This window comes from Acinetobacter halobius (genome assembly GCF_044130335.1).
In the GTDB taxonomy this organism is placed as follows: Bacteria; Pseudomonadota; Gammaproteobacteria; order Pseudomonadales; family Moraxellaceae; genus Acinetobacter.
This window is the reverse complement of the sequence record NZ_JBIQOD010000003.1, coordinates 32331-55981: the sequence shown is the minus strand read 5'-3', so window position 1 is coordinate 55981 and position 23651 is coordinate 32331. Positions and strand designations below refer to the sequence as shown.

21 protein-coding genes and 3 pseudogenes are annotated in these 23651 nt (G+C 40.8%); 13 read left to right on the top strand and 11 right to left on the bottom strand.

Features of this window, described 5'->3' with window-relative positions; translation table 11 throughout:
• Window positions 1–127 precede the first annotated feature (127 nt).
• Both ACE01U_RS04070 and ACE01U_RS04065 read left to right on the top strand, forming a co-directional pair.
• Window positions 128–589: a DUF2147 domain-containing protein gene (locus ACE01U_RS04070; RefSeq protein ID WP_110974101.1), complete on the top strand. Its 462-nt coding sequence runs from the start codon at window positions 128–130 to the stop codon at window positions 587–589.
• Window positions 590–824: 235 nt separating this feature from the next.
• Window positions 825–1739 carry an alpha/beta hydrolase gene (locus ACE01U_RS04065; RefSeq protein ID WP_395578773.1) on the top strand — a complete coding sequence of 305 codons (915 nt, stop codon included), beginning with the start codon at window positions 825–827 and terminating at the stop codon, window positions 1737–1739.
• Between the two features lie 69 nt (window positions 1740–1808).
• Here the strand turns inward: ACE01U_RS04065 and ACE01U_RS04060 are convergent, their stop codons facing one another.
• Window positions 1809–3446: a long-chain-fatty-acid--CoA ligase gene (locus tag ACE01U_RS04060; RefSeq protein WP_395578772.1), complete on the bottom strand. Its 1638-nt coding sequence runs from the start codon at window positions 3444–3446 to the stop codon at window positions 1809–1811.
• A gap of 600 nt (window positions 3447–4046) precedes the next feature.
• On the opposite strand from ACE01U_RS04060, the gene ACE01U_RS04055 reads away from it, so the two are divergent.
• The gene (locus tag ACE01U_RS04055; protein WP_395578874.1) at window positions 4047–4283 is read left to right on the top strand and encodes a hypothetical protein; all 237 of its coding nucleotides are present in this window, start codon (window positions 4047–4049) and stop codon (window positions 4281–4283) included.
• A 66-nt stretch (window positions 4284–4349) separates the two neighbouring features.
• On the opposite strand, the gene bioB is transcribed toward ACE01U_RS04055, so the two are convergent.
• Both bioB and queG read right to left on the bottom strand, forming a co-directional pair.
• On the bottom strand, window positions 4350–5339 hold the full coding sequence (bioB, locus tag ACE01U_RS04050) for a biotin synthase BioB (RefSeq protein ID WP_086210219.1): 990 nt from the start codon (window positions 5337–5339) through the stop codon (window positions 4350–4352).
• 301 nt (window positions 5340–5640) lie between these two features.
• Window positions 5641–6735, bottom strand: coding sequence for a tRNA epoxyqueuosine(34) reductase QueG (gene queG / locus ACE01U_RS04045; protein WP_119063481.1), 1095 nt, complete (start codon window positions 6733–6735; stop codon window positions 5641–5643).
• A 22-nt stretch (window positions 6736–6757) separates the two neighbouring features.
• Here queG and ACE01U_RS04040 point away from each other — a divergent pair, with 22 nt between their 5' ends.
• Window positions 6758–8227 (top strand): NAD(P)H-hydrate dehydratase, encoded by a 1470-nt coding sequence (locus ACE01U_RS04040; RefSeq protein WP_395578771.1) that lies wholly within the window; start codon window positions 6758–6760, stop codon window positions 8225–8227.
• Complete coding sequence (locus ACE01U_RS04035; RefSeq protein WP_395578770.1) at window positions 8224–8502, top strand: acylphosphatase; 279 nt, start codon at window positions 8224–8226, stop codon at window positions 8500–8502. Before ACE01U_RS04040 ends, ACE01U_RS04035 begins: the two co-directional genes overlap by 4 nt.
• A 64-nt stretch (window positions 8503–8566) precedes the next feature.
• Here ACE01U_RS04035 and ACE01U_RS04030 read toward each other — a convergent pair whose 3' ends face one another.
• The 3 genes from ACE01U_RS04030 to ACE01U_RS04020 all read right to left on the bottom strand — a co-directional run bounded on the left by ACE01U_RS04030 (window position 8567) and on the right by ACE01U_RS04020 (window position 11926).
• Window positions 8567–9049, bottom strand: a complete 483-nt coding sequence (locus ACE01U_RS04030; RefSeq protein ID WP_058951812.1) for an FKBP-type peptidyl-prolyl cis-trans isomerase — start codon at window positions 9047–9049, stop codon at window positions 8567–8569.
• Between the two features lie 138 nt (window positions 9050–9187).
• Window positions 9188–10489: an NAD(P)/FAD-dependent oxidoreductase gene (locus ACE01U_RS04025; RefSeq protein ID WP_086210216.1), complete on the bottom strand. Its 1302-nt coding sequence runs from the start codon at window positions 10487–10489 to the stop codon at window positions 9188–9190.
• Window positions 10490–10615: 126 nt separating this feature from the next.
• Window positions 10616–11926 (bottom strand): D-alanyl-D-alanine carboxypeptidase PBP6B, encoded by a 1311-nt coding sequence (locus ACE01U_RS04020; RefSeq protein ID WP_119063376.1) that lies wholly within the window; start codon window positions 11924–11926, stop codon window positions 10616–10618.
• A 179-nt stretch (window positions 11927–12105) separates the two neighbouring features.
• Between ACE01U_RS04020 and ACE01U_RS04015 the strand changes: the two genes are divergently transcribed.
• Window positions 12106–13809 (top strand): M61 family metallopeptidase, encoded by a 1704-nt coding sequence (locus tag ACE01U_RS04015; RefSeq protein WP_395578769.1) that lies wholly within the window; start codon window positions 12106–12108, stop codon window positions 13807–13809.
• An 84-nt stretch (window positions 13810–13893) separates the two neighbouring features.
• Here ACE01U_RS04015 and uraH read toward each other — a convergent pair whose 3' ends face one another.
• Window positions 13894–14292 carry a hydroxyisourate hydrolase gene (gene uraH, locus ACE01U_RS04010; RefSeq protein WP_086210213.1) on the bottom strand — a complete coding sequence of 133 codons (399 nt, stop codon included), beginning with the start codon at window positions 14290–14292 and terminating at the stop codon, window positions 13894–13896.
• Between the two features lie 422 nt (window positions 14293–14714).
• Here uraH and ACE01U_RS04005 point away from each other — a divergent pair, with 422 nt between their 5' ends.
• From ACE01U_RS04005 to ACE01U_RS03995, 3 genes are all read left to right on the top strand, one after another.
• Window positions 14715–16946, top strand: a complete 2232-nt coding sequence (locus ACE01U_RS04005) for an NADP-dependent isocitrate dehydrogenase (RefSeq protein ID WP_151707536.1) — start codon at window positions 14715–14717, stop codon at window positions 16944–16946.
• Between the two features lie 99 nt (window positions 16947–17045).
• Window positions 17046–17225 carry a hypothetical protein gene (locus ACE01U_RS04000; RefSeq protein WP_395578768.1) on the top strand — a complete coding sequence of 60 codons (180 nt, stop codon included), beginning with the start codon at window positions 17046–17048 and terminating at the stop codon, window positions 17223–17225.
• 198 nt (window positions 17226–17423) lie between these two features.
• Window positions 17424–17765: a hypothetical protein gene (locus tag ACE01U_RS03995; protein ID WP_395578767.1), complete on the top strand. Its 342-nt coding sequence runs from the start codon at window positions 17424–17426 to the stop codon at window positions 17763–17765.
• A 62-nt stretch (window positions 17766–17827) separates the two neighbouring features.
• Here ACE01U_RS03995 and ACE01U_RS03990 read toward each other — a convergent pair whose 3' ends face one another.
• Window positions 17828–18616 (bottom strand): pseudouridine synthase, encoded by a 789-nt coding sequence (locus ACE01U_RS03990; protein ID WP_395578766.1) that lies wholly within the window; start codon window positions 18614–18616, stop codon window positions 17828–17830.
• A 113-nt stretch (window positions 18617–18729) separates the two neighbouring features.
• A pseudogene (locus ACE01U_RS03985) lies at window positions 18730–18927 on the bottom strand (helix-turn-helix transcriptional regulator); the annotation flags it as partial.
• A 99-nt stretch (window positions 18928–19026) separates the two neighbouring features.
• Here ACE01U_RS03985 and ACE01U_RS03980 point away from each other — a divergent pair.
• The gene (locus tag ACE01U_RS03980; protein WP_395578765.1) at window positions 19027–19293 is read left to right on the top strand and encodes a hypothetical protein; all 267 of its coding nucleotides are present in this window, start codon (window positions 19027–19029) and stop codon (window positions 19291–19293) included.
• 37 nt (window positions 19294–19330) lie between these two features.
• Here the strand turns inward: ACE01U_RS03980 and ACE01U_RS03975 are convergent.
• A pseudogene (locus ACE01U_RS03975) lies at window positions 19331–19882 on the bottom strand (IS982 family transposase); the annotation flags it as partial.
• Between the two features lie 43 nt (window positions 19883–19925).
• Here ACE01U_RS03975 and ACE01U_RS03970 point away from each other — a divergent pair.
• The 3 genes and pseudogenes from ACE01U_RS03970 (at window position 19926) to ACE01U_RS03960 (ending at window position 22148) form a co-directional block, all read left to right on the top strand.
• Window positions 19926–20806, top strand: a pseudogene (locus tag ACE01U_RS03970) (IS5 family transposase).
• Between the two features lie 290 nt (window positions 20807–21096).
• The gene (locus ACE01U_RS03965) at window positions 21097–21246 is read left to right on the top strand and encodes a hypothetical protein (protein ID WP_395578764.1); all 150 of its coding nucleotides are present in this window, start codon (window positions 21097–21099) and stop codon (window positions 21244–21246) included.
• Between the two features lie 350 nt (window positions 21247–21596).
• Window positions 21597–22148, top strand: coding sequence for a M23 family metallopeptidase (locus tag ACE01U_RS03960; protein WP_395578763.1), 552 nt, complete (start codon window positions 21597–21599; stop codon window positions 22146–22148).
• Window positions 22149–22358: 210 nt separating this feature from the next.
• Here the strand turns inward: ACE01U_RS03960 and ACE01U_RS03955 are convergent, their stop codons facing one another.
• On the bottom strand, window positions 22359–23561 hold the full coding sequence (locus ACE01U_RS03955) for a YbfB/YjiJ family MFS transporter (protein ID WP_395578762.1): 1203 nt from the start codon (window positions 23559–23561) through the stop codon (window positions 22359–22361).
• Window positions 23562–23651 lie beyond the last annotated feature (90 nt).

The following is a 23651-nucleotide window of genomic DNA, read 5'->3' as shown; positions in this document are numbered from 1 at the left end:
CTGTTGTGATGATTTTTTAATTTCATATAAATGTTTAATTTTCATGAAATATTTTATAAATAGAAAAATATAGTTGCTATAATTGCGACCGTTTTCATTCTTATTTTTCTCAATTGTAATTGATTTTATGAAGCTTAAATTTTTGTGTACATCTGCACTATGTTTCGGGTTGTCTAACTCTGTCTTTGCTATGCCTTTTGACCCACTGATTGGGACGTGGAAGGTTATTGATGACCGAACAGGTTCTTATATTTCAGATATTGTGATTCGTAAGAATTCAAAAACAGCACAATATAGCGCAGTAGTGACGAAATATTATCCTTTGGCTGGCGCACCGATCAGTGATGTTTGTACAAAATGTCAGGGTGGGCTCAAGGATAAACCAATCTTTGGTATGCAAATTTTAAGCGGTTTAGTAGCTGATAAAACAGGCCAGACGTTTGCAAAAGGCGTATGGATAAATCCTCAAGATGGTCGTACATATAATATCAATACGGCACAAATCAACGCAGGCAAAGACCAACTGAAAGTACAAGCTTCAGCAAAAGATGCGAAGGGTGTGAGCAACATGACTTGGAAAAAGTTGTAAAAATCTCAAGATAAGGTAAAGATCGCCATCACACTTGAATGTGGTGGCTTTTTTGTAGGAAATCACTCGACGTATGTGCTTTATAGGAAAGCTGACTTTGAAAGTATATTTTTAAGAAGTCGAACTGACCACAATATTGTTTAAGTGAATATTTATTAAAAATGAATTACTCGTTGAAAATGATAACCATTATTGTATGTTAATATTCGTTATCACATGATTTTGTACATGAAAAATGACTCATTTTTATAGAAAGACTTTCAATATTGTATTGGCTTCGTTATCCCTGTTGGGGTTCAGTTCAGGTTTATATGCAAAGCCAGAAATGAAACCTCTAGCTGCGAATATCGCAGAAGTGGGCTCTGAGTATTATAATTTTAAAATTAAAGAGTTTGCATCTAAAGACCCACAAAAAACATATAGAGTGTGGTTAGGTATTCCTAAAACAGCACAAAATGAACAAAAAGCTTATCCATCTGTTTTTATGTTGGATGGGAATTCTGCGATGTCTCATTTGAATGAGGATGTGCTGAAATCTTTACTGGAAAATGATGCGCCTATATTGGTTGCTATAGGTTATAAAACCAATTTGCCATTTGCCACAGCATTTCGCTCGCTCGACTATACGCCAGCGGATCTATCGACTGGAAAACCTGCGCATGATCCAAGAAATCCAGAGCGAATGAGCGGGGGAAGTGCTGATTTTAGAAATGTGATTTTGAGCGATATCGCGCCTTGGGTTGAGCAAAATGTAAAGCTTGATGCACAAAAAAGAGCACTGTGGGGACATTCATACGGTGGTTTATTTGTCCTTGATAGTTTGATTGATGGGCGTTACTTTAGTCATTTCTTTGCCGCAAGCCCGTCTCTATCTTGGGCTGATCAGCGTATAATGAAAAAAACTAAGAACGCAAAAATAGCCCAAGATTCGAAAAAGCATCTATTACTGATGGAAGGTGATCTTTTAGCAAATGTAGGCAGCCAGCAGAGTCCTAATTTTGATGCAAGTGGTATCAACAACAATAGAGAGGTGCTTGCTATAACTAAGCAACATGGAGTGGATGCTAAATTTTTAATCTATCCAAATTTAAAGCATGGTGAGGTGTTTAAGGCGTCTTTATTAGACGTGCTTTCAAATCAATGGTATTGATGGCATTTAAACCATCCGAACATGAAAAAGCCTGATCGTATATGATCAGGCTTTTTATTTTAAACAACGTTAAACAGGGTTGTGTTCTAGTAGCACTTGGCCATATTGGGCGCGGAGTTCACGTTTTAGCATTTTACCCGTGCCACTCAGTGGAATACTGTCGACAAAAATCACACGGTCGGGAATCTGCCATTTCGCAATTTTGTCGGTATAGTACTCCAAAAGGTCTTGTTCAGTGATTGTACTTTCAGGTCGTTTCACCGCAATCACAATTGGACGCTCATCCCATTTTGGATGTTCTGCAGCAATGACAGCCGCCATAAGAATGTCTGGATGACCCATTGCAAGGTTTTCAAGCTCAACCGATGAAATCCACTCACCACCAGACTTAATCAAATCTTTAGAACGGTCACTGATGTATAAGAAGCCGTCTTCATCTAAGGTTGCGATGTCGCCTGTATCAAACCAGCCATCGGTTGTGAGTGCGGATTCAGCTTTACCAAAGTAGCTGTCAATAATCCAGTGACCCTTAATTTGTAGATTGCCAATCTGCTCGCCATCACGTGCAATTTCGTTGTTGCCTTTTTCCTCATCAGTAAGACGTAAATCCACGCCAAAAGGCGGACGACCTTGAGATAAGCGCAGTTGGAAACGTTCTTGTTCAGAGAGCTGTTGATGTTTGGCTTTCAGCTGGTTGGCAGAGCCGAGTGGACTGGTTTCGGTCATGCCCCATGCATGGATGGTTTCACAGTTATATTCGGTTTTAAACGCCGCTAACATGGAGGGTGGGCAGGCTGAACCACCCACAACGTTGCGGTTCATACTTGTCAATTGACTACCTAATTGTTTTGCTGCTGCCAGTAAACCTTGCCAAATAGTTGGAACACCCAAAGCCACAGTAACTTTATACGAGTCAATCATATTCACTAGACTCGGCCCATCTAAACCAGGTCCAGGCAATACAACTGTACAACCTACCATAGCAGCGGCATAAGGTGTACCCCAAGCATTGACATGGAACATTGGCACTACAGGCAACATGATGTCATTTGCAGACAGATTAAGTGAGTCGGGTAGGCTGATGGCAAAACTATGCAAAATGGTGGAGCGGTGGCTATATAGCACACCTTTTGGATTTCCTGTTGTACCTGATGTATAGCACAAAGAGCTTGCGGTTTGCTCATCAAAGCTTGGCCATGTGAACTGTTCAGACTCTTTGCTGACCAAGTCATCATAAAATTTCACATCGGCGATTTTTTCTGTAATAGCCTCATCTGAGGCATCTAGGCAAATAAAGTGTTCAACATGTGGTAAATGTGCTTTTACCGCAGCAATGAGTGGCGCAAAGGTTTTATCAAATAACACCACACGATCTTGCGCATCATTGATAATAAAAATCAGTTGTTCTGGAAACAAGCGTGGGTTGATGGTATGGCAAATATAACCACTACCAGAGATGGCATACCAAGATTCTAGGTGACGATGATTGTTCCATGCGATGGTCGCCACACGGTCGCTTTGCGAAAGCCCTAAACCTTTAAGCACATTGGCAAATCGTTTAGAGTTGGCTGCGACTTTGGCCCAGTTGGTTTCAGTAATACTGCCGTCTGTATTTTTAGAAATAATGGCTGTGTCGGCATGATAGCGTTCTGCGTGATCAATCAGATTGCTAATCAATAGCGGTTGAAACATCATACGTCCAAGCATGTATAAATATCCTTATCGTTGCTTTTTTATCAAATTATTTATTGGTTTCTCAAAACATCTGCTTTGAGCATTCATTGTATTTTTATCCTAGCTTGATCCAAATTTAAATCAAGTTTTGTTTCATCTTCTGCCGCATTTTTAAAAGTGATGTGAAGCAGAACTACAAGTAAATGAAAAGCATCATTTAAAAAAGTAAATGACCATTGATCACTTTATGCTGTTATTCGACAAAAGGCACTTGAAATTTATAAAAAGTATGTTTAAAAATGTGTATAGCTCATGAAACATGAGTTGTGGGTATTTCAGGACGATATACTCGTTTTAAGAAGCTAATTTTTAAAAAATCACTTACAGGAGTTAAAAATGCTTCAGTTGTTTAAAAAATTATTTTGCATCCACGTTTATGAATATGAACAAATGACTGAAATCGGGGAGCATATGGAATGCCGCAAGTGTGGGGATTCTAAAACCGACTAAATTAAGTAAAAAAAGTGAGCGCAGGCTCACTTTTTTAATGTCTATATTTTATGGCTTAGTTTGACTGAATGCAGTCAAAATTGCTTACAATAGTCTGATCACAGTGTTTAGCGTACCTAGATGATGACTAAAAATTTTCAAGCACAGACTTATATTGTTGATGATAATTTGAGTGATACCTTAAGCTGGCTGTGTCAGCATCAAGAGTGTTTTGATTCTTTTCACTATGATGCGATTCGCCAAGCATTAATTGTACGCCATGCCAATGGTGAAGATGAGATCTTCCAAGGCGATTATCTGAATGCCAGTTATGGTATTTTAATTACTGCACATAATTTTGCTCAGTCATCTGAACGTTAAACAGATAGAGATTAAAAAGCCCCATACTGAATAAGGGGCTTTTTTGTGCTTAGCAAATCTTAGGAATTAGCTTGCCATGGCATCTAGGCTAAGGTCTGCCACTGTCGGTTTTGGCTTTTCAGCCACTAAACCTAGTTTGCTGAACAGTTGACGGTCTTTACCTTCGCCTGCATTTGGCGTGGTCAGTAGTTTCTCACCCGAGAACAACGAGTTTGCACCCGCCATAAACGCAAGCGCTTGGTCTGAGTCAGACAGTGCTTCACGACCTGCGGATAAGCGGATATAGCTGTGCGGCATAATAATACGTGCAACAGCAATAGTACGAATCCATTCCGTCACATCGAGTTTTTCGACATCTGCCAATGGTGTGCCTTCAATTGGAACCAACATGTTGATAGGTACAGATTCTGGGTGGATTGGCATTGTTGCAAGTTCTTGTAATAAACCAATACGGTCTTCTTTCTTTTCACCTAGACCAACAATACCACCGCTACACACTTTCATGCCTGCTTGGCGGACATATTCTAAGGTATTTAAACGGTCATCAAAGGTACGTGTACTAATAATATGTGAATAATACTCGCGTGAAGTGTCGAGGTTATGGTTGTAATAATCTAAACCAGCATCTTTTAAACGTCCAGCTTGAGACTCATTCAGCATCCCTAAAGTCATACAAGTCTCTAAACCGAGTGCTTTTACTTCTTTAACCATTTCTAGTACATAAGGCATGTCGCGCTCATGTGGATTACGCCAAGCTGCGCCCATACAAAAACGAGATGAGCCTGATGCTAACGCTTCTTTTGCCTCAGAGATGACTTTGTCTACAGCAATGCGTTTTTCTGCTTCAAGTTTTGAGTCATAACGTGCTGACTGAGAGCAGTATTTACAATCTTCAGGGCATTTACCTGTTTTAATCGACAATAAAGTACTTACTTGAATGGTATTGGCTTGGAAATGTTGGCGATGTACGGTCTGCGCTTGAAAGACGAGATCAAGAAAAGGCTGATCATACAAAGCTTCGATTTCTTCACGCGTCCAATCATTGCGTAGGTTCATAATGGCGATCCATTTTTAATTCTAACTTGTATACATCATACATTTAACGTGCCAACTTAAAAGGCATTATTGCTCAGTTTTAATAGTATCTCCCGATTGTTTTTCTAATTTTATCTTTTTATGAGATTATGGAAATAGTTGCAAAGTTGAGCACTTTTCTCGAAATTTGGCTGCAAAATTCTATTTCTATGAATCTATGGATGTGTTGAAAATGCAGCTAAATGGATAAAATAGATAAAATTATGCAAGCAACTGGCTGTTTGATTAAACCCTTTTGGATGGAGTGTGTTCGAAGCAAGTTTTACGACTTTTTCATCAGTTGCTCTTGGATGGCCCAGTCAATATGGACTTGCACAATATCGTTAAGCTCTGAGCGAGAAGTGTGTAATTGTTGCAAAATTTCATCCGAAAATGGTGCGTTGCCCAAACCAATCGCGACATTACGCATAAAGCTTTGATAGCCTGTTCGCCGCAGAGGACTCCCTTCGGTATTTGCCATAAAGGTACTTTCATCCCATTGCCAAAGGTCAAGCAGTTGGATGTCATCCAAGCCATGACGCGGGTTAAAATCATCAATCGGCGTGGTTTTGGCAAAGCTATTCCACGGGCAAATGAGCTGGCAGTCATCGCAACCAAACACACGGTTGCCGATACCACGGCGTAGTTCTACAGGGATAATGCCTTGGAACTCAATGGTTAAATAGGCAATGCATTTACGTGCATCTAGCAAATAAGGTTCAACAATCGCTTGAGTCGGGCAAATATCAATACATGCGCTACATGAGCCACAGTGTTTGGTCGTTGCTTGGTCAAAAGGTAACTCTAAAGAGGTAAAGAGTTCGCCTAAGACAAAAAATGAGCCTGATGTTTTATGGATGAGTAAGGTGTGTTTACCCACCCAGCCCATACCTGCATTTTCAGCCAATGATTTTTCAAAAATGGGTGCTGAGTCTGCGAAGGGGCGAGATTCAAAATCACCCACTTTGGCTTTGATTTTCTGCGAAAGGGTCTTTAAACGTCCACGCATGACTTTGTGATAGTCACGTCCACGTGCATAGCGCGCAATAATGGCACTATTTGGTGCAAAAGGCACAAGACGGGGTTCAGGCACGGCAACTAAATAATCCATACGCACACAAATAATACTTTTGGTGCCTGGAACAAGCAGGGTTGGATCTGCACGTTTTTCTAAGTTTTCAGCAAGAAAATGCATGTCACCATGATAACCAAGCTCTAAATATTTTTTAAAACGCGGCAATTCAACTTGAGCATCTGGTTTGGCGATGACACAATCAGAAAACCCCAAAGCCAGCGCTTCAGATTTAATCCAAGCCTTAATTTGCTCTGGATCATATTGATCTACAGGGATTTTTGAGGAAGATATGAGTGTTGTCATAACCAAGAACAAAGGAAAAATCATGCATCAGCAAGTGTACCACAGCAGTGAGATTCAAGCATGGGAAGGGCGTTGGTTTGCGCAGCAAAATAGTGCTTATGGGTTGATGCAACAAGTCGCATGGTCAACAACTGAGCAGGTGCTGCCTAGGCTTAAACAGCAGCAAGTCAAAAGTGTTGCGGTGTGTTGTGGTCAAGGCAACAATGCAGGTGATGGTTACTTAATTGCATCTCATCTAGCTGCTCAAGGTTATGATGTTGAAATTTATGCAGCGGCTTTGGGTGCATCTACATCACTGCAACAAGCGCATGCAGCGGCTGTGCAACAGGGGATAGTGATTCATACAGGCTTTGCTTTTCAACGTGCTTATGATGCGTATATTGATGCTTTGTTTGGGATTGGTTTAAACCGTGAACTCAGTTCAGACTGGCAAGCAGTGATTCAGCAAATCAATAGACAATCAGGTTTAAAAATTGCCATCGACCTTCCGAGTGGTTTACAAGCCAACACGGGGCAGGCTTTACCTTGTGCTATTGTCGCTGATTATACCTTTACGGCTCTCGGTTTAAAGGCAGGTTTATTTACTGGACAGGGGAAGGCTTTTGCGGGGGAAGTCACGCTTGTTTCACTGCTTCCAGTAGACAGCGAATTAAAGTCTTTAGCGTCACTTGCTCCACAGCATGTGCAGCTTGAACGGCGTCAAGCCTTTGGGCATAAAGGAAGTTATGGGCATGTACTTGTGATTGGAGGGCATGCACAGATGGGCGGTGCAGTGATGCTGGCTGCAGAAGCTGCCTTTCATGCGGGTGCAGGTAAGGTGACGGTGGTGTGTGATGCAAAACACCATACTGCAATTTTAGCCCGTGCACCGAATATTATGCTGCGTGATATTAACCAAATGTCGCTCCAAGAGCGTGAAGCGTTGCTGGCACATGTGGATGCAGTCAGTTTTGGTATGGGGTTGGGACGAGACTCGTGGGCTCAACAGCAGTTTGAGGCATGGTTTCCACTCATTCAGATCAGTGCTTTACAGGTGGTGCTAGATGCAGATGCCTTATGGTTTTTGGCCTCAAAGCCAGTAAAGCTTGGTAAACAGATCTACGCAACACCGCATCCGGGAGAAGCGGCGACTTTACTGGGCATAACTACTTTGGCGGTAGAATCTGACCGCATTGCAGCTATTTATGCCTTACAAGAAAAATATGCAGGGCAATGGGTGCTGAAAGGTTCAGGAAGCTTGATTTTAGATACGCAACTTTGGATTTGTACCGCAGGTAATCCGGGGATGGGGACAGGTGGAATGGGGGATGTATTGGCAGGCATGATTGCCAGTTTAAAAGCACAGTTGCAAGATGACATTGCGTTACATCAAATTGTGACTTTACATGCCCAAGCAGGCGACCTCTTGGCTCAGCAAGGTGAGCGTGGTTTACAAGCACAGCACATGAGTCAGGCTATTTATACGGTCGTGAACCGAGAGCATACGGTATGAAAGCAGTAAAACTGACTATATCGGGAAAAGTTCAGGGTGTCGGATATCGACGTTGGTTTGCACAACATGCTGTTGCTTTAGGCTTAAAGGGTTATGTACTCAATCTGGATTCAGGTGCAGTTGAAGCATTGCTTTTGGGTGATGATGGTACGGTTGCCGAACTGGTGAATCATGCTAAAGTCGGGCCAACTCATGCGGTAGTCAAGGATGTAGTCATCGTAGAACTGGCTTCAGAACAGCAATCATTTACCGCTTTTGAAATACGTCGCGAATGACTAAGTATTCAAAATAAAAAAGGCGGAAGTTTAACTTCCGCCTTTTTTCTAAGCGTGTTAAATCTTAGTGATGGTGACCACCAGCACCGTGCGCATGGCCGTGCTGTAATTCGTCTTCAGTTGCATCGCGGATTTCTACGATTTCAACTTCGAAAGTTAAGTCTTGACCAGCAAGTGGGAAGTTCGCATCAACAATTACGTTTTCGCCTTCAACTGCTTTTACAGTTACGATTTGAACGCCATCATCAGTTTGAGCTTGGAACTGCATACCCGCTTGGATGTTGTCAACGCCTTGGAACATTTGCGCTGGAACTTCTTGAACAAGTTCAGGGTTGTATTCGCCATAACCTTCAGCAGCAGGAACAGTAACAGTGAATTTTTCACCTACAGTTTTGCCTAGCAATGCATTTTCTAAACCTGGGATGATGTTACCTGCGCCGTGCAAATATGCAAGTGGTTCACCTTGTGATTGGTCTAGCGTTTCGCCTTCTGCGTTAGTCAATTTGTAGTTGAAAGAAACCACGTGATCATTTGCGATAGCAGTCATGTTTTTCGTCCATTCATTTAGAATTTAAGGGGTATATCATAAAGTGAAAAGCAGCTTTTGTAGACTAAATTTAGTAAAAAACTGCATTTTCCACGTTCTTATGGCGTTTTTTTATTAGTGGGGACACATTTTTAGATTTCAATGCAATTTTATTTTTGGACCGACTTTTTTATTCATCAGATCCTTTGCGGTCATTAATCCAGCTTGAGTATAACCATGTAGGGTCGCTTGATGGAGTCGATATAAAGAAACATACATGGATTTTGCCAGCACGCCTTGCACATTGACTTGTCCAAGGAGTTCGCCGACTGCTTTATATTGGCTGAGGGAAACCAAAGAACCTTTGTCAGAAAATTTAAACATCGGCAAAGACTGACCATGAATGCGCGCTTTGAGCGCTCGAACCAAAAAGGCAGCTTGTTGACTAGCCACTTGAGCGCGTGGGCCAAGGACTGGCTCATCGGCAGCAGGTTGGCAGTGCGCACAGTCTCCAAAGGCAAAAATATTGGGATCAGTACGAGTTTGCAATGTCGCGTAGACGATTAAGCGACCAATCTTGTCTTTTTGGAAACTTTCAAGGCTATTTAAAACTTGAGGTGCTTTAATACCTGCCGCCCAAACTTTTAAATCAGCATCAATTTGTTGACCATCGGCAAAATAAATATGGTCTTTGTCTAATTTTGCAACACGGTGATGAGTGAGGACTTCAACACCAAGCTTTTCCAATTGCGCATGGGTGTGATTTGCCATTTTGGTGGATAGGGCGGGAAGAAGACGATCCGCTGCCTCAATCAAGGTGACTTTCACTTTGTTTGGGTCAATTTTATTGAGACCGTATTTAAAAAAGGTGCTTTTCGCATGGACCAATTCGGCAGCAAGCTCAACTCCTGTGGCACCTGCACCAATAATAGCAATATTGAGTGCGCGTGTTTCGGGACGGTTTTGTGCATCTAAATACAAATGTAGAAGGTCTTGCTGGAAAATTTCAGCTTGTTGGCGACTGTCGAGGAAATGGCAGTAATGTTTAGCGCCTTCGGTCGCAAAGTCGTTAGAGGTCGAACCAACTGCAAGGACTAAGCTGTCGTAGTTGAGTTCAAACTGCGTGGTTTCACTGCTTTGTTTGGCATATTGGCGTGCTTCAAGTTTTACTTGTTTATGTTCTTGGTCTAAGCCGACAAAACGACCCAAAACAAACTCATAATGATGTTTAGAGGCATGGGCAAAGTAATTGATTTCTTCAACACTAGGGTTGAGTGTACCTGCCGCAATTTCATGTAATAACGGTTTCCAGATATGCGTCAGGTTTTGATCGACAAGGGTGATTTTTGCTTGTTTGGATTTTCCTAAGCTGTCTCCGAGTTGTGTTGCTAACTCTAGACCACCTGCACCGCCACCAATAATGACAATATGGTGTGGCACTTGTTCTGTTTGTACAGCCATATGAAGCAACCTATTTTATTATTAAAAAAAAGAAGATGACATTGAATATGCCATCTTCTTGATTTAATGATAATTAGATTGTCTTACAAGTTACATAAAGTATAAAACTCAAGATATGTTTTAAACCTAGCCTAGAGTATAGGTTTTGGCCTGAGGTTCATCGCTCGATAAAAATGGAAACAAGCTTTTGAACCAGATCATGAGTCTCTGGAAAATATTGGCTTCTTCAATATGTACGTCATCTTCTATAGTAAAAGTTTGAATAAGCTGGTTATTTTGATAAACCTGAACTTTAGCCAGTTGCATTACTTCTGCAAGTGGTGCGGTTAGTTTGTTCTGTAAAACTTCTATATTAAAATGTGTTTTAGTCGATTCTAAAGGTGCGATCGGTTGGATTGTACCATTGCCTGTATTGAGCATAATACGTTGATTGGTTTGATCAAAGGCATGTAAATCAATTGCATAAGGTTGATCGTACAATGATGTGGTCACAATTTTCGGTTGTTTGCTTTCGACTTTGAAAATTTTCAAAGTTGATTTGACAACGGGAAGTTCCGCAATGATTTGTTTATCTTTCAGCGCAACTTCGTTGCGTGTATAGGTATAAGACAAATTCATGAGATTGTGCGCAACCTCTGCACGTTTTGCTGCACTTTGCGTTCCTAATACAATCACCACCAAACGACGGTTTGGGTTTTCAGGGTTCATTGTTGGGCGGTTCGCTGTTAGGGCTAGGTTATATCCCGCTGCTTTGGTATAACCCGTTTTTAAGCCATCGACTGTTGGGTCTTGTTTTAACAGAAGATTGGTCGCACGGTGAAAGCGTTGGTTGTAACTAAAACTTTGCTGTTTTGAATAGTACAAATAGTCGGGTGTTTCATTCACTAAGGCTTGACCTAACAGCGCTAAGTCATGTGCAGTCGAATAGTGTTCGGGCATGGTAATACCTGCTGGGTTCTGAAAATGTGTTTCAGTCATTCCCAGTGCTTTGGCTTCTTGGTTCATTCGTGCCACAAAGTGAGGAATATCACCAGAAATACGTTCTGCCAAAGTCACCGCTGCATCATTGGCCGACATCACCACTAAACCCGCTAAAAGCTGATCAACTGAAATCTGTTCACCTTGTTTTAAATACATTTGCGACTCATCCCACATCACCGTACTAACCACAGGTGTCGCGGTAAGAATTTCGCTTTTGTTTAGTTTTCCTGCATTAATTTCTTTCAGTGCAATGTAGGCAACCATCATTTTGGTGAGCGAAGCGGGTGCACGTTGAACATGACTATTATGCTCTGCAATGACTTGCCCTGATTGGCTGTCAAAAACGGTCCAAGCTTGAGCTTCAACTGTTTCAGGAACAATGTTGAGTAATGCGGCTTGAGTGAAACTTGAACACAAGGCGAAGAGTGTAGCGATAAAGTAGATGACAGCTTTCAATGAAATTCCCTAACTAAGCCATTCCGTGACTTTTAAACCGAAAACAGCTGCAAATGCTATGCCTTTTTTTCGCCAATGACCAGTCAAAAATGCAGACAAATGTGACTGTGACGCAAAACTGGCTTAAATAATGCTAAGCTAAGTTATAACTCATTTCATTTTATTTTGTATCGCCCATTATGTTGCATTATCAGATCGAATTTGACGATTATCGTCAGCACCTTATACACGTGACTTTACGTTTTGTAGCAGACCCAACGCAGGTACTTTCATTACCGACTTGGATTCCGGGTAGTTACCTCATTCGTGAGTTTTCAAAGCATATTGAATCGGTTCGTGCTTATGATGAAGAAGGGCGGTTATTACAAATCCAAAAATTTGAAAAGAATAAATGGCGTCTTTTTAATACCGATCATGAATTGATTACAGTTGAATATGATGTCTATGCCTATGATCTGTCGGTGCGCGGTGCGTATGTAGATCAAACCCGTTTATATGTCAATCCTGCATGTGCATGTTTAGGTCTGGAGGGTCAAGAGGACAAAGCCGTTGAAGTTGAACTATTCCTTCCTGATGAGCTGAAGCACTTCCAATTAGCGACAGGTATGGCTTCAAAAAGCCTTGTTAAAGGTCGTTTTACCTTAAAAGCCAAAAACTATGCTGAGCTAATTGATGCACCATTTGAGTTGGCAGAGCAGACTCGTTTTGCTTTTGAAGCCAATGGCATTCCACACGAGTTTGTAGTGTCAGGCAAACATGCCATGAATGCTGCACGTATGCAGCAAGACATTGAAAAAATCTGCGCAACAGAAATCTCAATGTTTGGTTCAGCGCCATTTGCAAACTACACCTTTATGACGATGGCTACAGCAAATAGTTATGGTGGTTTGGAGCATCCAAATTCAACCAGTTTGATTAGTCCACGTGAAGACTTGCCCAAAGTTAATGAGCCTGAAGAGCCATCTGAAGACTATCAACGTTTCTTAGGTTTATGTAGTCATGAATACTTCCACTCATGGTTGGTCAAATTCATTCGTCCTGAAAACTTTGTCAATTATGATTTAAACAAAGAAGGCTATACCTCTTTGCTTTGGATTTTTGAAGGTTTCACGTCTTATTATGATGACCTGATTTTGCTGCGTAGCGGTGTGATTTCCCAAGCCTCATATATCAAATTACTCAAAACTCAGATTGATCGTTATTTACAAAATCCGGGTCGTTTTGTTCAGTCTGTGTCTGAGTCAAGTTTTGATGCATGGGTGAAATTTTACCGTCAGGATGAAAACTCGAACAATGCAGGCACCAGCTATTACAACAAAGGTTGTTTGGTAGCGCTATGCTTAGACTTGGGTTTACGGTTACGTGGTTCAAGTCTAGATGCGCTTATGCGTAAACTTTATGAAAACGCGCAAAAGGGCATACAAGTACATGAGCGTACAATTGTTGAGTTGTGTAATGAACTGACGGGTGATAACTGGATTGAGCAAATCAATCACTTAATTAACACCACAGATGAGTTGCCACTGGATCAACTTTTCCCTGAGTTTGGTTTAAGTTATAGCCTGAAAAATGACAAGTCATTACCGTTGGGTTTAAAGCTTGTAGATAAGCCAGAGGGTGTGTTGGTGCAAAGTGCGCGTCGTGATGGCGCTGCTGCTCAAGCTGGTCTTTCTGCCCATGATGTGATCATTGCGATTGATGGTCTCAAAGCAACGGTGAAATTGGTAGAAAAATACGCCAAGCAAGACGATACCTATAGCATTCTGGCATTCCGCCGTGATGAGTTGCTGAGCTTTGATGTAAAAGCTGCTGGTTCAGAACTGACCGAAGTTGAATTGAAAGTCGAAGATCAAGCGAAAGCAGAGAAGTGGCTCAAGGTTTAATGCTTAACCCACTTTATTTGTCATTCTGTTGAGGTAAAAACCGATGCCTAGGCATCGGTTTTTATATTTGTTCGTTTGTGAATGTTAACTACCACGATAAGTTGAATAACCGTACGGACTGATCAATAACGGAATATGATAATGATCCAATGAGCCATCAATCACAAAGACAACAGGTACTTCTGGAAAAAAAGAGCGCTGATTTTTTTGACGAAACCAATCACCTGTTTTAAAAGTAACTTTATAGACACCTTTTTGTAGACTGGTATCTTTAGGGTATAAATCATTGATACGCCCTTGATCATCCGTTGCCGCTGAATTGATTTCAGTCCATTTATCATTTTGTTGTGCTTCAAGCGTTACTTTGACATTAGCTGATGGTAAACCATTTTCTAAATTCAGTACGTGTACACTTAATGGGTTCTGTGCAAAACATAATGAAGAAAAACCAAGTCCAATGAGAGGAAGGAGTATTTTCATCATCTAATTGATCCTTAATGTTGCATAAAAGTATTAAGTTTAACCAAACTCATAAAAATCATAGGTTTAAAAATGTAAAATTGGTTTAATAAGAAATAAATTTTTTGGCTTTTTTCTTCATCGAGTTTGCGAGTCTAAGCTCTATAATGAAGCAAGTGATTCTATTTTTCTCTAAATTCGCACTGTTTTAGGGATCTTGTTGTCAATTTGCCAGAAGATTGTAGAGCGTTTGCGGAAAACAGGAAGGATTAGAGTAAATATTCAGCATCATTTTTTTTCGAAATGTCGTTATCACAGGATATTACGTTGACTGAAAAGCAATGAAAGCCGATACTTTCAGGGTTTTATTCAAGCACATCGGTTCGCAGGGGCTGAGCCAGAAGCTCATCACCCTAAAAAACTCAATCTAACGCAAGGGGCTATATATGGCTGGTGGAAAGTCAACCATCATTTACACACTGACCGACGAGGCGCCATTGCTAGCGACTTACTCGCTACTGCCGATCATTGAGACCTTTACTAAACCTGCTGGTGTAGAGATCGTTAAAACTGATATCTCTGTTGCCGCACGTGTTCTCGCAGAATTTTCTGAATACCTAAAAGAAGAACAAAAAGTTCCAGACAATCTTGCAGAACTTGGTCGTCTAACACAAGATCCTGATACTAATATCATCAAACTGCCAAATATTAGTGCCTCTGTTGCTCAGCTAACAGCATGTATCAAAGAGCTTCAATCAAAAGGCTACGCGATTCCTGATTACCCAGAAAACCCTACTACTGAAGACGAAAAAGCGCTTAAAGCACGCTATGGTAAATGTCTTGGTTCAGCAGTGAACCCAGTATTACGTGAAGGTAACTCTGACCGTCGTGCGCCTGCTGCTGTTAAGAACTATGCGAAAAAACACCCGCACTCTATGAGCGAGTGGAAGCAATGGTCTCAAACTCACGTTTCTCACATGGATGAAGGTGACTTCTACCATGGTGAAAAATCAATGACTTTAGACCGTGCCCGCAATGTGAAAATGGAACTCGTGACAAAGTCTGGTGAAACCATCGTTCTTAAGCCAAAAGTTGCGCTTCAAGATGGCGAAATCATTGATTCAATGTTTATGAGCAAGAAAGCGCTTTGCGATTTCTATGAAAAAGAACTTGATGATTGTAAAGAAGCAGGCATTTTGTTCTCTTTGCACGTGAAAGCAACCATGATGAAAGTTTCACACCCGATCGTTTTCGGTCACTGTGTGAAAATTTACTACAAAGATGCTTTTGAAAAACACGGTAAATTATTTGATGAGCTAGGTATTAACGTTAACAACGGTATGGCGGGTCTTTACGAGAAGATCGCAACTTTACCGACATCGTTACGTGAAGAAATCATTGAAGACTTACACGCTTGCCAAGAACACCGTCCAGCACTTGCAATGGTTGATTCTGCGAAAGGCATCACGAACTTCCATTCACCAAACGATGTAATTGTAGATGCTTCTATGCCTGCAATGATCCGTGGTGGCGGTAAAATGTGGGGCGCTGACGGCAAACCTTATGACTGTAAAGCAGTCATGCCTGAGTCAACTTTCGCACGTATCTACCAAGAAATGATCAATTTCTGTAAGTGGAATGGTAACTTTGACCCACGTACTATGGGTACAGTGCCGAACGTTGGTTTGATGGCGCAAAAAGCGGAAGAATACGGTTCACACGACAAGACCTTTGAAATCTCTGAGGCAGGTGTTGCAAACATCACTGACTTAGAAACTGGCGAAGTGTTGATGTCTCAGAACGTGGAAGAGGGTGACATCTGGCGTATGTGTCAGGTGAAAGATGCACCAATCCGTGACTGGGTGAAACTAGCAGTAACACGTGCGCGTAACTCAGGTATGCCTGCGATCTTCTGGCTTGACCCATACCGTCCACACGAAAATGAACTGATCAAGAAAGTACAAACGTATTTGAAAGATCATGACACAACTGGTTTAGACATTGAAATTATGTCTCAAGTCCGCGCGATGCGTTATACACTTGAACGTGTTGCACGTGGTCTAGATACGATTTCTGTAACGGGTAACATTCTGCGTGACTACCTCACTGATTTGTTCCCAATTATGGAGCTTGGTACATCTGCGAAGATGTTGTCTATCGTTCCGCTTATGGCGGGCGGTGGTATGTACGAAACTGGTGCGGGTGGTTCAGCGCCTAAACACGTACAGCAGCTTGTTGAAGAAAACCACTTACGTTGGGATTCTTTAGGTGAATTCTTGGCACTTGCTGTATCTCTAGAAGAGATGGGTATTAAAGAAGATAATGCGAAAGCAAAACTTCTTGCGAAGACTTTAGACCAAGCGACAGGCCAGTTACTGGATAATGATAAGTCTCCATCACGCCGTACTGGTGAGATTGATAACCGTGGCAGTCATTTCTACTTAGCGAAGTTCTGGGCTGAAGCTTTAGCAGCCCAAGACGAAGATGCTGACTTGAAAGCGAAGTTCGCTCCTCTTGCAAAAGCGCTTGCTGAAAATGAAGATAAGATTGTTGCTGAGCTTTCTCAAGTTCAGGGTCAAGCTGCGGACATCGGTGGTTACTATGCTGTAGATACAGCTAAAGTAAATGCTGTAATGCGTCCAAGCACGACTTTGAATGCAGTACTTGAAGCGGTCTAAGTCAAAACTAAATCGGTAAATTTGCCGATGAAGTAAAAAAAGCCGATGTGAAAACATCGGCTTTTTTTATACTAAAAAATATTTCAAATGGCTAAAAAGATGAATAAGAAAAATTTGAATAGGGTTATAGCAATTACAGTCATTTGGTTGGGTGGGATTGGCTTAACTTGGATATTTGGAAGTTTGAAATCACCAGAATCACTCAATGAATTAGGTGATTTCCTTGCAGGTGTTTTTGCACCTATTGCATTTCCTTGGTTAATTTTAGGTTATATCTAGCAAGGTAAGCAGTTAGATCAAAACACGAGAGCTTTGGAACAACAAGAAAAGGCGCTCAATTTGCAAATTGAGGAAATGCGAGAAAGTGTTAAGCAATAAACTGAATTAGCAGAAATTCAGCAAAAACAATTTGATGCAATCAATTATGCTTCCAATCCCAATTTATTGATTAGCTCATGTGAGTGTGAAATATACTCTGTGGGATACTCAGAGGAAGAAAACGAAGTCAATAATTTATGTAGTTTAAACCTCAAAATATTTAATAAAGGTATTGGGGAAGCTTTAGATATTAGGATAGAAGTAAACAATAAAAAATTTTTGATAAGTGAAAGAATTTTTGTAGATGAAGTCATTAATGTAGTAATTTATCTTGAACCTGATCTGGTTAAACTATCTAAAAATTTAGATTTTTTAAATATTGAGTTTACTCTTATTTGTGCAAATAAATTCAACTCTCAAATAAAAGAGCATTATGAAATTAAGGTATATTTTATTGAAGATTCATGGGAAACAGAGCGAGTAAATATTATAAAGAGATAAGATTATTGTTTAGATATTTATGATAAAAAGCCCACTTTCGTGGGCTTTAAAACAATCAAATCTTAACGACCATTACGTCCGCGACCACGTGGCGCTTTCGTATTGGGGCGAGTAGTACCATTGGTTTTACGTTTTGGCTTCTCGCTTTCGTCCATTTGCCAAATACGCTTTGTACCTGACTTTTTCACAGAACCATCTTTGTTCTTACGAACCATAGGCTTACCGCCTGTACCACCCGGTTTTTTTACATAAGAGCGTGAACGGTAAGGTTCTTCAGCAGGAATGTTTTGAAAGTCAGGGTATAAAAGTGGCTCGATTTCTTTGGTTTCGCCTGGTTGTAAACCCATTTGAACCAAATCAATTGCACCAATTTTAGTACGGATTAAACGTAAAGTAGGAAAACCTATAGCAGCAGTCATACGACGTACTTGGCGGTTACGGCCTTCACAAATTGAAATTTCAACCCAAGATGTCGGCACGGATGCACGAAAACGTACAGGAGGATCACGTTCCCATAACCATTCAGGTTGTTCAACTTTAGATGCTTCAGCAGGTAAAGTCATACCATCTTTAAGTTCCACACCTTTACGCAACTGCTCAAGGGCTTCTTCAGTGACATCACCATCGACCTGAACCAAATAGGTTTTAAATTTTTTATTGGCAGGGTTGGTAATGTATTGGTTTAAACCACCATGGTCAGTTAAAAATACTAAGCCTTCAGAGTCCATATCCAAACGGCCAGCCAAGCGCAAAGTCGAGTCGCTGACAAAGTCAGACATCGTCATATGTGCTTCATCTTTACGGAACTGGGAGAGGACGTCATAGGGTTTATTCAAGATGACGATTTTCATTATAACCTACTAAAATATATCAATTAATTCTGATGCGGTTTCCTGATTACCCGTTTAAGTACCCGTTTTGGATGAGGTAGGGTGAAAATTAGGAATAAAATGCCCACTAAATTGTGGGCTACTATATCAGATTTAGGCTTATGCTCCTCAACTTTATTCTTAACGTAGGAGGAATACTAGAACACATCCTTATTAGAGAGTCTAACTGGTTGCTGGATATCTCCTGCATTAATCATGTTGTAAAACTTATCTTTTCCAATAGCTAACAGTTGCATAAACTCTTTAGCTCGAATTCTATGATCAATCTCAATCATACCGCCTCCCTTGAATTCACTGAAATTGAATTTAGTATTTCGTCTGAATACCCAACGTGCACAAGACTTTGATAAAGGGTAGAGGCTTGCTCCGCCGTGAAAGTTTTGGTGGTACCTGATTTGCCTATGACGAATGGTGCAAATTCTTCGGTGATGAATTGGAGGTTAATCCAACTCGGTGAAGCAAACAAACGTCTGTCCACAGCTCTCCGAGAAACCATCATTGAGTACACCATTACCAACAGTGAGTTACTCGAATCTTGCACAGCAGAATATCAAAGCATGGCAGAAAAAGCAGATGGCCACGCAATTGATGTCGAACGATTGAGTGGGACTTGGCCTATTAAAGAACCCCTAAAATAAGGGGTTCTTTAATATATTATTTTAACCCGAATCCTGTTTAAGCCACTGATTCCATAATTTGAATTGTTGGCTTATTTCGATGGGTTAATTGATAGGCACATAACGATGCGTAAATCCCACTTAGAAATCCGCGAATACTACGTGCTTTACTCGTCACTAAATTGTATCGTCCTTTCAATAAGCTGAATAACATTTCTATCTTATTACGTTGTTTTAAGTGATATTCATCTTATGCACAGAGTTGAACAGTCTGCATGTTCTTTTGATGATACGTAATTAAATCAGTACCTTGATGCTTTAACCTGCTTTTTAAATCTTGGCTGATATAGCCACGATCTGCATAAAGCTTTGCTTCTAAACCTTCAACCAAATGTTCAACCATTTTGATGTCAGCAATATGTCCATTGGATAAAGCAGAACAAGCGATTTCACCAAATTGATTCATCGCAATATGTAATTTACAGCCATAAAACCAACCCATCGAGCTTTTGCTGCGAGACGCAATTCTCACTAATGATTTATGGCGTTGGATACGTTGATTTTTACAGACGGGTAGAGTCGTTGAGTCAATCCATAAAGGCTTTGTTGCACAAAGCTATTCTTGAAGGCTTCTTCAGCAATATAATTTCCAGATGAAGAAGCCTGCACCTAAAATCTACGGTACAACCAATTGGTCCTCGTATAACCAAGCTTTAATCAAGTGAGGGAATATTTCAATCTGGTTTGATCCTAAGACCCAATGGTATGCACAACCACAAGGCAAGCACGGACGAAATCAAACTTATTCCTATACAGCGATTCAATGCTGTTTAATGATCAAATCTCTATTCCGTCTTTCTTTACGTATGGTCACTGGCTTTGCTCAAAGCCTGATTAAACTCAGTGGCTTGAATTGGACAGCCCCGAATATCAGTGATATTCGTACTCCACCCTCTGTAGACGACAAAAGCATATTGATATTGCGATAAGCTATTAGAAAAGTCGTGATGGGTTACACCTATTCGTCGACTCTACGGGTTTAAAATTTTTAGGTGAAGGCGAATGGAAGCGTAAGAAACATCAGCCTGAATACCGTCGGCAATGGCGTAAACTGCATATTGCTATAGATGCTGAAACACTGCAAATACGTGCCGTTCAGCTTACGACAAATAATGTCAGTGATTCATAAGTACTAGGTGATTTACTGGATCAAATCCCACTAGATGAGCGAATAGATTCTGTCTATACCGATGGGGCGTACGACACGAAGTGCTGGAAAGATTCTAAAATCAGTTTAATAGAACGAAATGAGTTACTTCAAACGGTTAAACATTTAGGCAGAACCCTATGGAAAAAATGGTCGGGCTATCACCGTCGCAGTTTGGTGGAAACCAAGATGCATTGCATCAAATTATTAGGAGATAAGCTGACGGCAAGACATTTTCAAAGTCAGGTCAATGAAATTCATGCGCGTGTGGCAGTTCTGAATAGATTTACGGAATTAGGTAGACCTCACACCCAAGTTGTCACTTAAATTTGAAAGGATTGGGGAAAATTCAGCTTTTGAATGTTTATGCAACAAAGCCTTTTATAAGTTGAATATAGCGGTCGAAATATGTTTGCAATGTAAGACTAGGTTAAGGCATTCGTGCTTTAGGTGAGTGAAAGTACAGCATGACAATTTGATAGTTTGATTTATAAAGGGAAATTAGATTTGTCATTACATTGAAGTACTTTGATACAGCTTATAGCTTGGGTTTTTGAGCCAGTGTTGTATGGTGGTCTTTGTCGAATGTTACGGCAGATGATCAAAGGAGTAGTCTCGTGGCTAATCAACAAAATCAGCAGCAGCGTCAACAGCAACCCAATCAACCGCAACAAAAGCCAGATCAGCAACAACAGCAACAGCAGCCAAATAAGGGCCAGCAAAAACAACCGAACCAAAACCAACAGAATCCAAATCAGCAACGTTAAAGCTGTCGTGATTTAATGAATTTATCTTAAAACACAGCACGGAGGAATCACGCAAAAGGAATTGAACTAACAGGAGGACTCTATGTCGAATAATGTTGTGAAAACATTAAAACAGAAGATCAAAGCTCGTTTAAAAAAGATCTCTAAGCATCAGTCTAAGCTGAAAGCCTTAGAGAAAAAACTGAAGAAGCGTAAGTAGTTTTACGTAGTTTATTTGAAGCAAAGCCCTCATTTTATATGAGGGCTTTGCCGTTACATATATAAGATATCTTTCAATATATGAAGCATTTAGTATGAATAAGTAACTTTATCTTATTTGAATATCTAAAAATTAGCTGAGTAGTTGAATCATGTCTCGTTTAGTTCTGAGTGGAGCTATTTTAAGTACAAATCTGCTGATGATTGGATGTCAGCCACCGGCTTCGGGTGAAGCAGCGGGTTTGAGTTACCCCTATTTATATTGGCAGTTATATAAGACGCCTTTAGCGAAAAATTTAAATGTGCCTGTAGAAGGAGTAAGCCACAAGCAGATACAGGACACTTGGGGGGCTGCACGTGGGCAGGGACGAAAACATCAAGGTATTGATATCTTTGCTAAACGTGGTACGCCTGTCTTAAGCGCCACATCAGGCATCGTCTTGGATGTCGGGATCAATAGTCTAGGTGGACAAGTGGTGTGGGTGATGGGACCTAACTTAAGCCGTCACTACTATGCACATTTAGATGCTTATGCGCCTGATATTCAAACGGGGGATTGGGTTGAAGTGGGAGAGGTATTGGGCTATGTCGGAAACACGGGCAATGCTAAGAATACGCCACCACATTTGCACTATGGAATTTATAAGACTGGAAAGGGAGCTGTGAATCCTTATCCGTATTTAACTTTAAATGCATTGAAATAGCCAAGTTTTGATCTACAGTTGTAAAAGTTCGAATGCATTCATTGTTTTGCTCATAGATGGTTCATCAATTTTTTTCTTATTCTTACATCGTTCATTTGTAATATTTAGGGGTAAGTTAAAATATCACAGGTATTTAACATGGACGACCCTCTATAAAGTAACCTACTAACGCAAGTAGGTTGCTTTTTTGATTCTCCTTAATATGAAGGCTTAAAAGGCCTTCTTTTTACTGGTTGGATTGGAGGTAGAGGTCGTACGCGTAAAATAAAACAATTGCAGTGTTCCTAAACCGAGGACTCCCGCAGCAAGCATAAACTGAAAGTGATATGACCAACCCAAATGCTGCAAGGTACTAAAACTTAAACCACCAACCAGCTGTACAGTTGCAAAGCTGAGTGTTGCCATACTCCACAGTTTTTTATAGGCCAAGCTGTAGAGTTGTAAGATGGTGTAGGAGGTGAGAAAGACTACCGCAGGGTTCAGTAGGCCTGTGAGAAAAGAGGACATGAGCGTAAATACAGGCGAAAAACTCAGAACCGCCATAAAAACTGCCGCAATATAGACACTGTATAAAATCTTTAAAGCCAGAAAGTTGCCAAATTTACGTGCTAAAGCATAGGCAGTTGCAGCACCTAGAGCACTGCCTAGGCCATATAAAATCCAGTTAAAATTGATCCAATATAAATTTAGCGTTAAAACATGGCTTAAATAATCAATCCAAAACAAAGAATGGGGAATATACGCAAAGGCGCTACAGGCATACACAATGAGTAAGCTATAGTAAATTTTATTTACTGTATGAGTCTGGGGCTGGTTTGTAGGAATACTGTGCAGTTGCTTTTGGAAAGGACGAACCAGTGTCCATAATAACCATGTAATGACAAATGCAAAGCCACAGAGAATGAACCATGCGCTGCTGATAGCAATACGGTCTAAATATGGCATAAACAGCGTGGCTGCCAATACACCAATCCCGATTCCGCTAAATCCAATTAGATTAATTTTAAAACGGTGCTGTAACTCACTGCACTGCGCCACAATACTAGGAGATAGAATCATCAGCAAACCACCGCCGATACCTGAAATGATGCGCCACACCAAATACCAAACTTCATTAAAATGTGCAAATGCACAGGCAAACAGGCTGATTGAACCAAACAGCGCAGCAAAAATGATATAGATCGGCATTTTTGCATTTTGTGGCAGCTTCATCGCCCAGAACGCGCCGATCAGATAGCCCAGTAGATTGGCACTGCCGAGTAGGCTGGCGAAATTGTGTGACCATTCATAGGCTTCACGAGTGGACGGCAGTAGAGCGGTATAAGAAAAACGTAAGATGCCAATTCCCAAGCACATACTTAGGCAGAGAAAGAGACTCAGTTGTACGGTGCTCGAGAACGTCCTGTTCATCATCATTTGACTATTTGTTTAAAAAACACACTTGAACTATAAGGTGAAATTTACAATAAAACAATCGAGTAATGTTCGCCTTTAGTCGAGCGG

Excerpts from the sequence above, each read along its gene's own strand:
- ACE01U_RS04070 (WP_110974101.1), top strand. The coding sequence starts at position 128 with ATGAAGCTTAAATTTTTGTGTACATCTGCACTATGTTTCGGGTTGTCT.
- ACE01U_RS04065 (WP_395578773.1), top strand. The coding sequence starts at position 825 with ATGACTCATTTTTATAGAAAGACTTTCAATATTGTATTGGCTTCGTTA.
- ACE01U_RS04060 (WP_395578772.1), bottom strand. The coding sequence starts at position 3,446 with ATGCTTGGACGTATGATGTTTCAACCGCTATTGATTAGCAATCTGATT.
- ACE01U_RS04055 (WP_395578874.1), top strand. The coding sequence starts at position 4,047 with ATGACTAAAAATTTTCAAGCACAGACTTATATTGTTGATGATAATTTG.
- bioB (WP_086210219.1), bottom strand. The coding sequence starts at position 5,339 with ATGAACCTACGCAATGATTGGACGCGTGAAGAAATCGAAGCTTTGTAT.
- queG (WP_119063481.1), bottom strand. The coding sequence starts at position 6,735 with ATGACAACACTCATATCTTCCTCAAAAATCCCTGTAGATCAATATGAT.
- ACE01U_RS04040 (WP_395578771.1), top strand. The coding sequence starts at position 6,758 with ATGCATCAGCAAGTGTACCACAGCAGTGAGATTCAAGCATGGGAAGGG.
- ACE01U_RS04035 (WP_395578770.1), top strand. The coding sequence starts at position 8,224 with ATGAAAGCAGTAAAACTGACTATATCGGGAAAAGTTCAGGGTGTCGGA.
- ACE01U_RS04030 (WP_058951812.1), bottom strand. The coding sequence starts at position 9,049 with ATGACTGCTATCGCAAATGATCACGTGGTTTCTTTCAACTACAAATTG.
- ACE01U_RS04025 (WP_086210216.1), bottom strand. The coding sequence starts at position 10,489 with ATGGCTGTACAAACAGAACAAGTGCCACACCATATTGTCATTATTGGT.
- ACE01U_RS04015 (WP_395578769.1), top strand. The coding sequence starts at position 12,106 with ATGTTGCATTATCAGATCGAATTTGACGATTATCGTCAGCACCTTATA.
- uraH (WP_086210213.1), bottom strand. The coding sequence starts at position 14,292 with ATGATGAAAATACTCCTTCCTCTCATTGGACTTGGTTTTTCTTCATTA.
- ACE01U_RS04005 (WP_151707536.1), top strand. The coding sequence starts at position 14,715 with ATGGCTGGTGGAAAGTCAACCATCATTTACACACTGACCGACGAGGCG.
- ACE01U_RS04000 (WP_395578768.1), top strand. The coding sequence starts at position 17,046 with ATGAATAAGAAAAATTTGAATAGGGTTATAGCAATTACAGTCATTTGG.
- ACE01U_RS03990 (WP_395578766.1), bottom strand. The coding sequence starts at position 18,616 with ATGAAAATCGTCATCTTGAATAAACCCTATGACGTCCTCTCCCAGTTC.
- ACE01U_RS03960 (WP_395578763.1), top strand. The coding sequence starts at position 21,597 with ATGTCTCGTTTAGTTCTGAGTGGAGCTATTTTAAGTACAAATCTGCTG.
- ACE01U_RS03955 (WP_395578762.1), bottom strand. The coding sequence starts at position 23,561 with ATGATGAACAGGACGTTCTCGAGCACCGTACAACTGAGTCTCTTTCTC.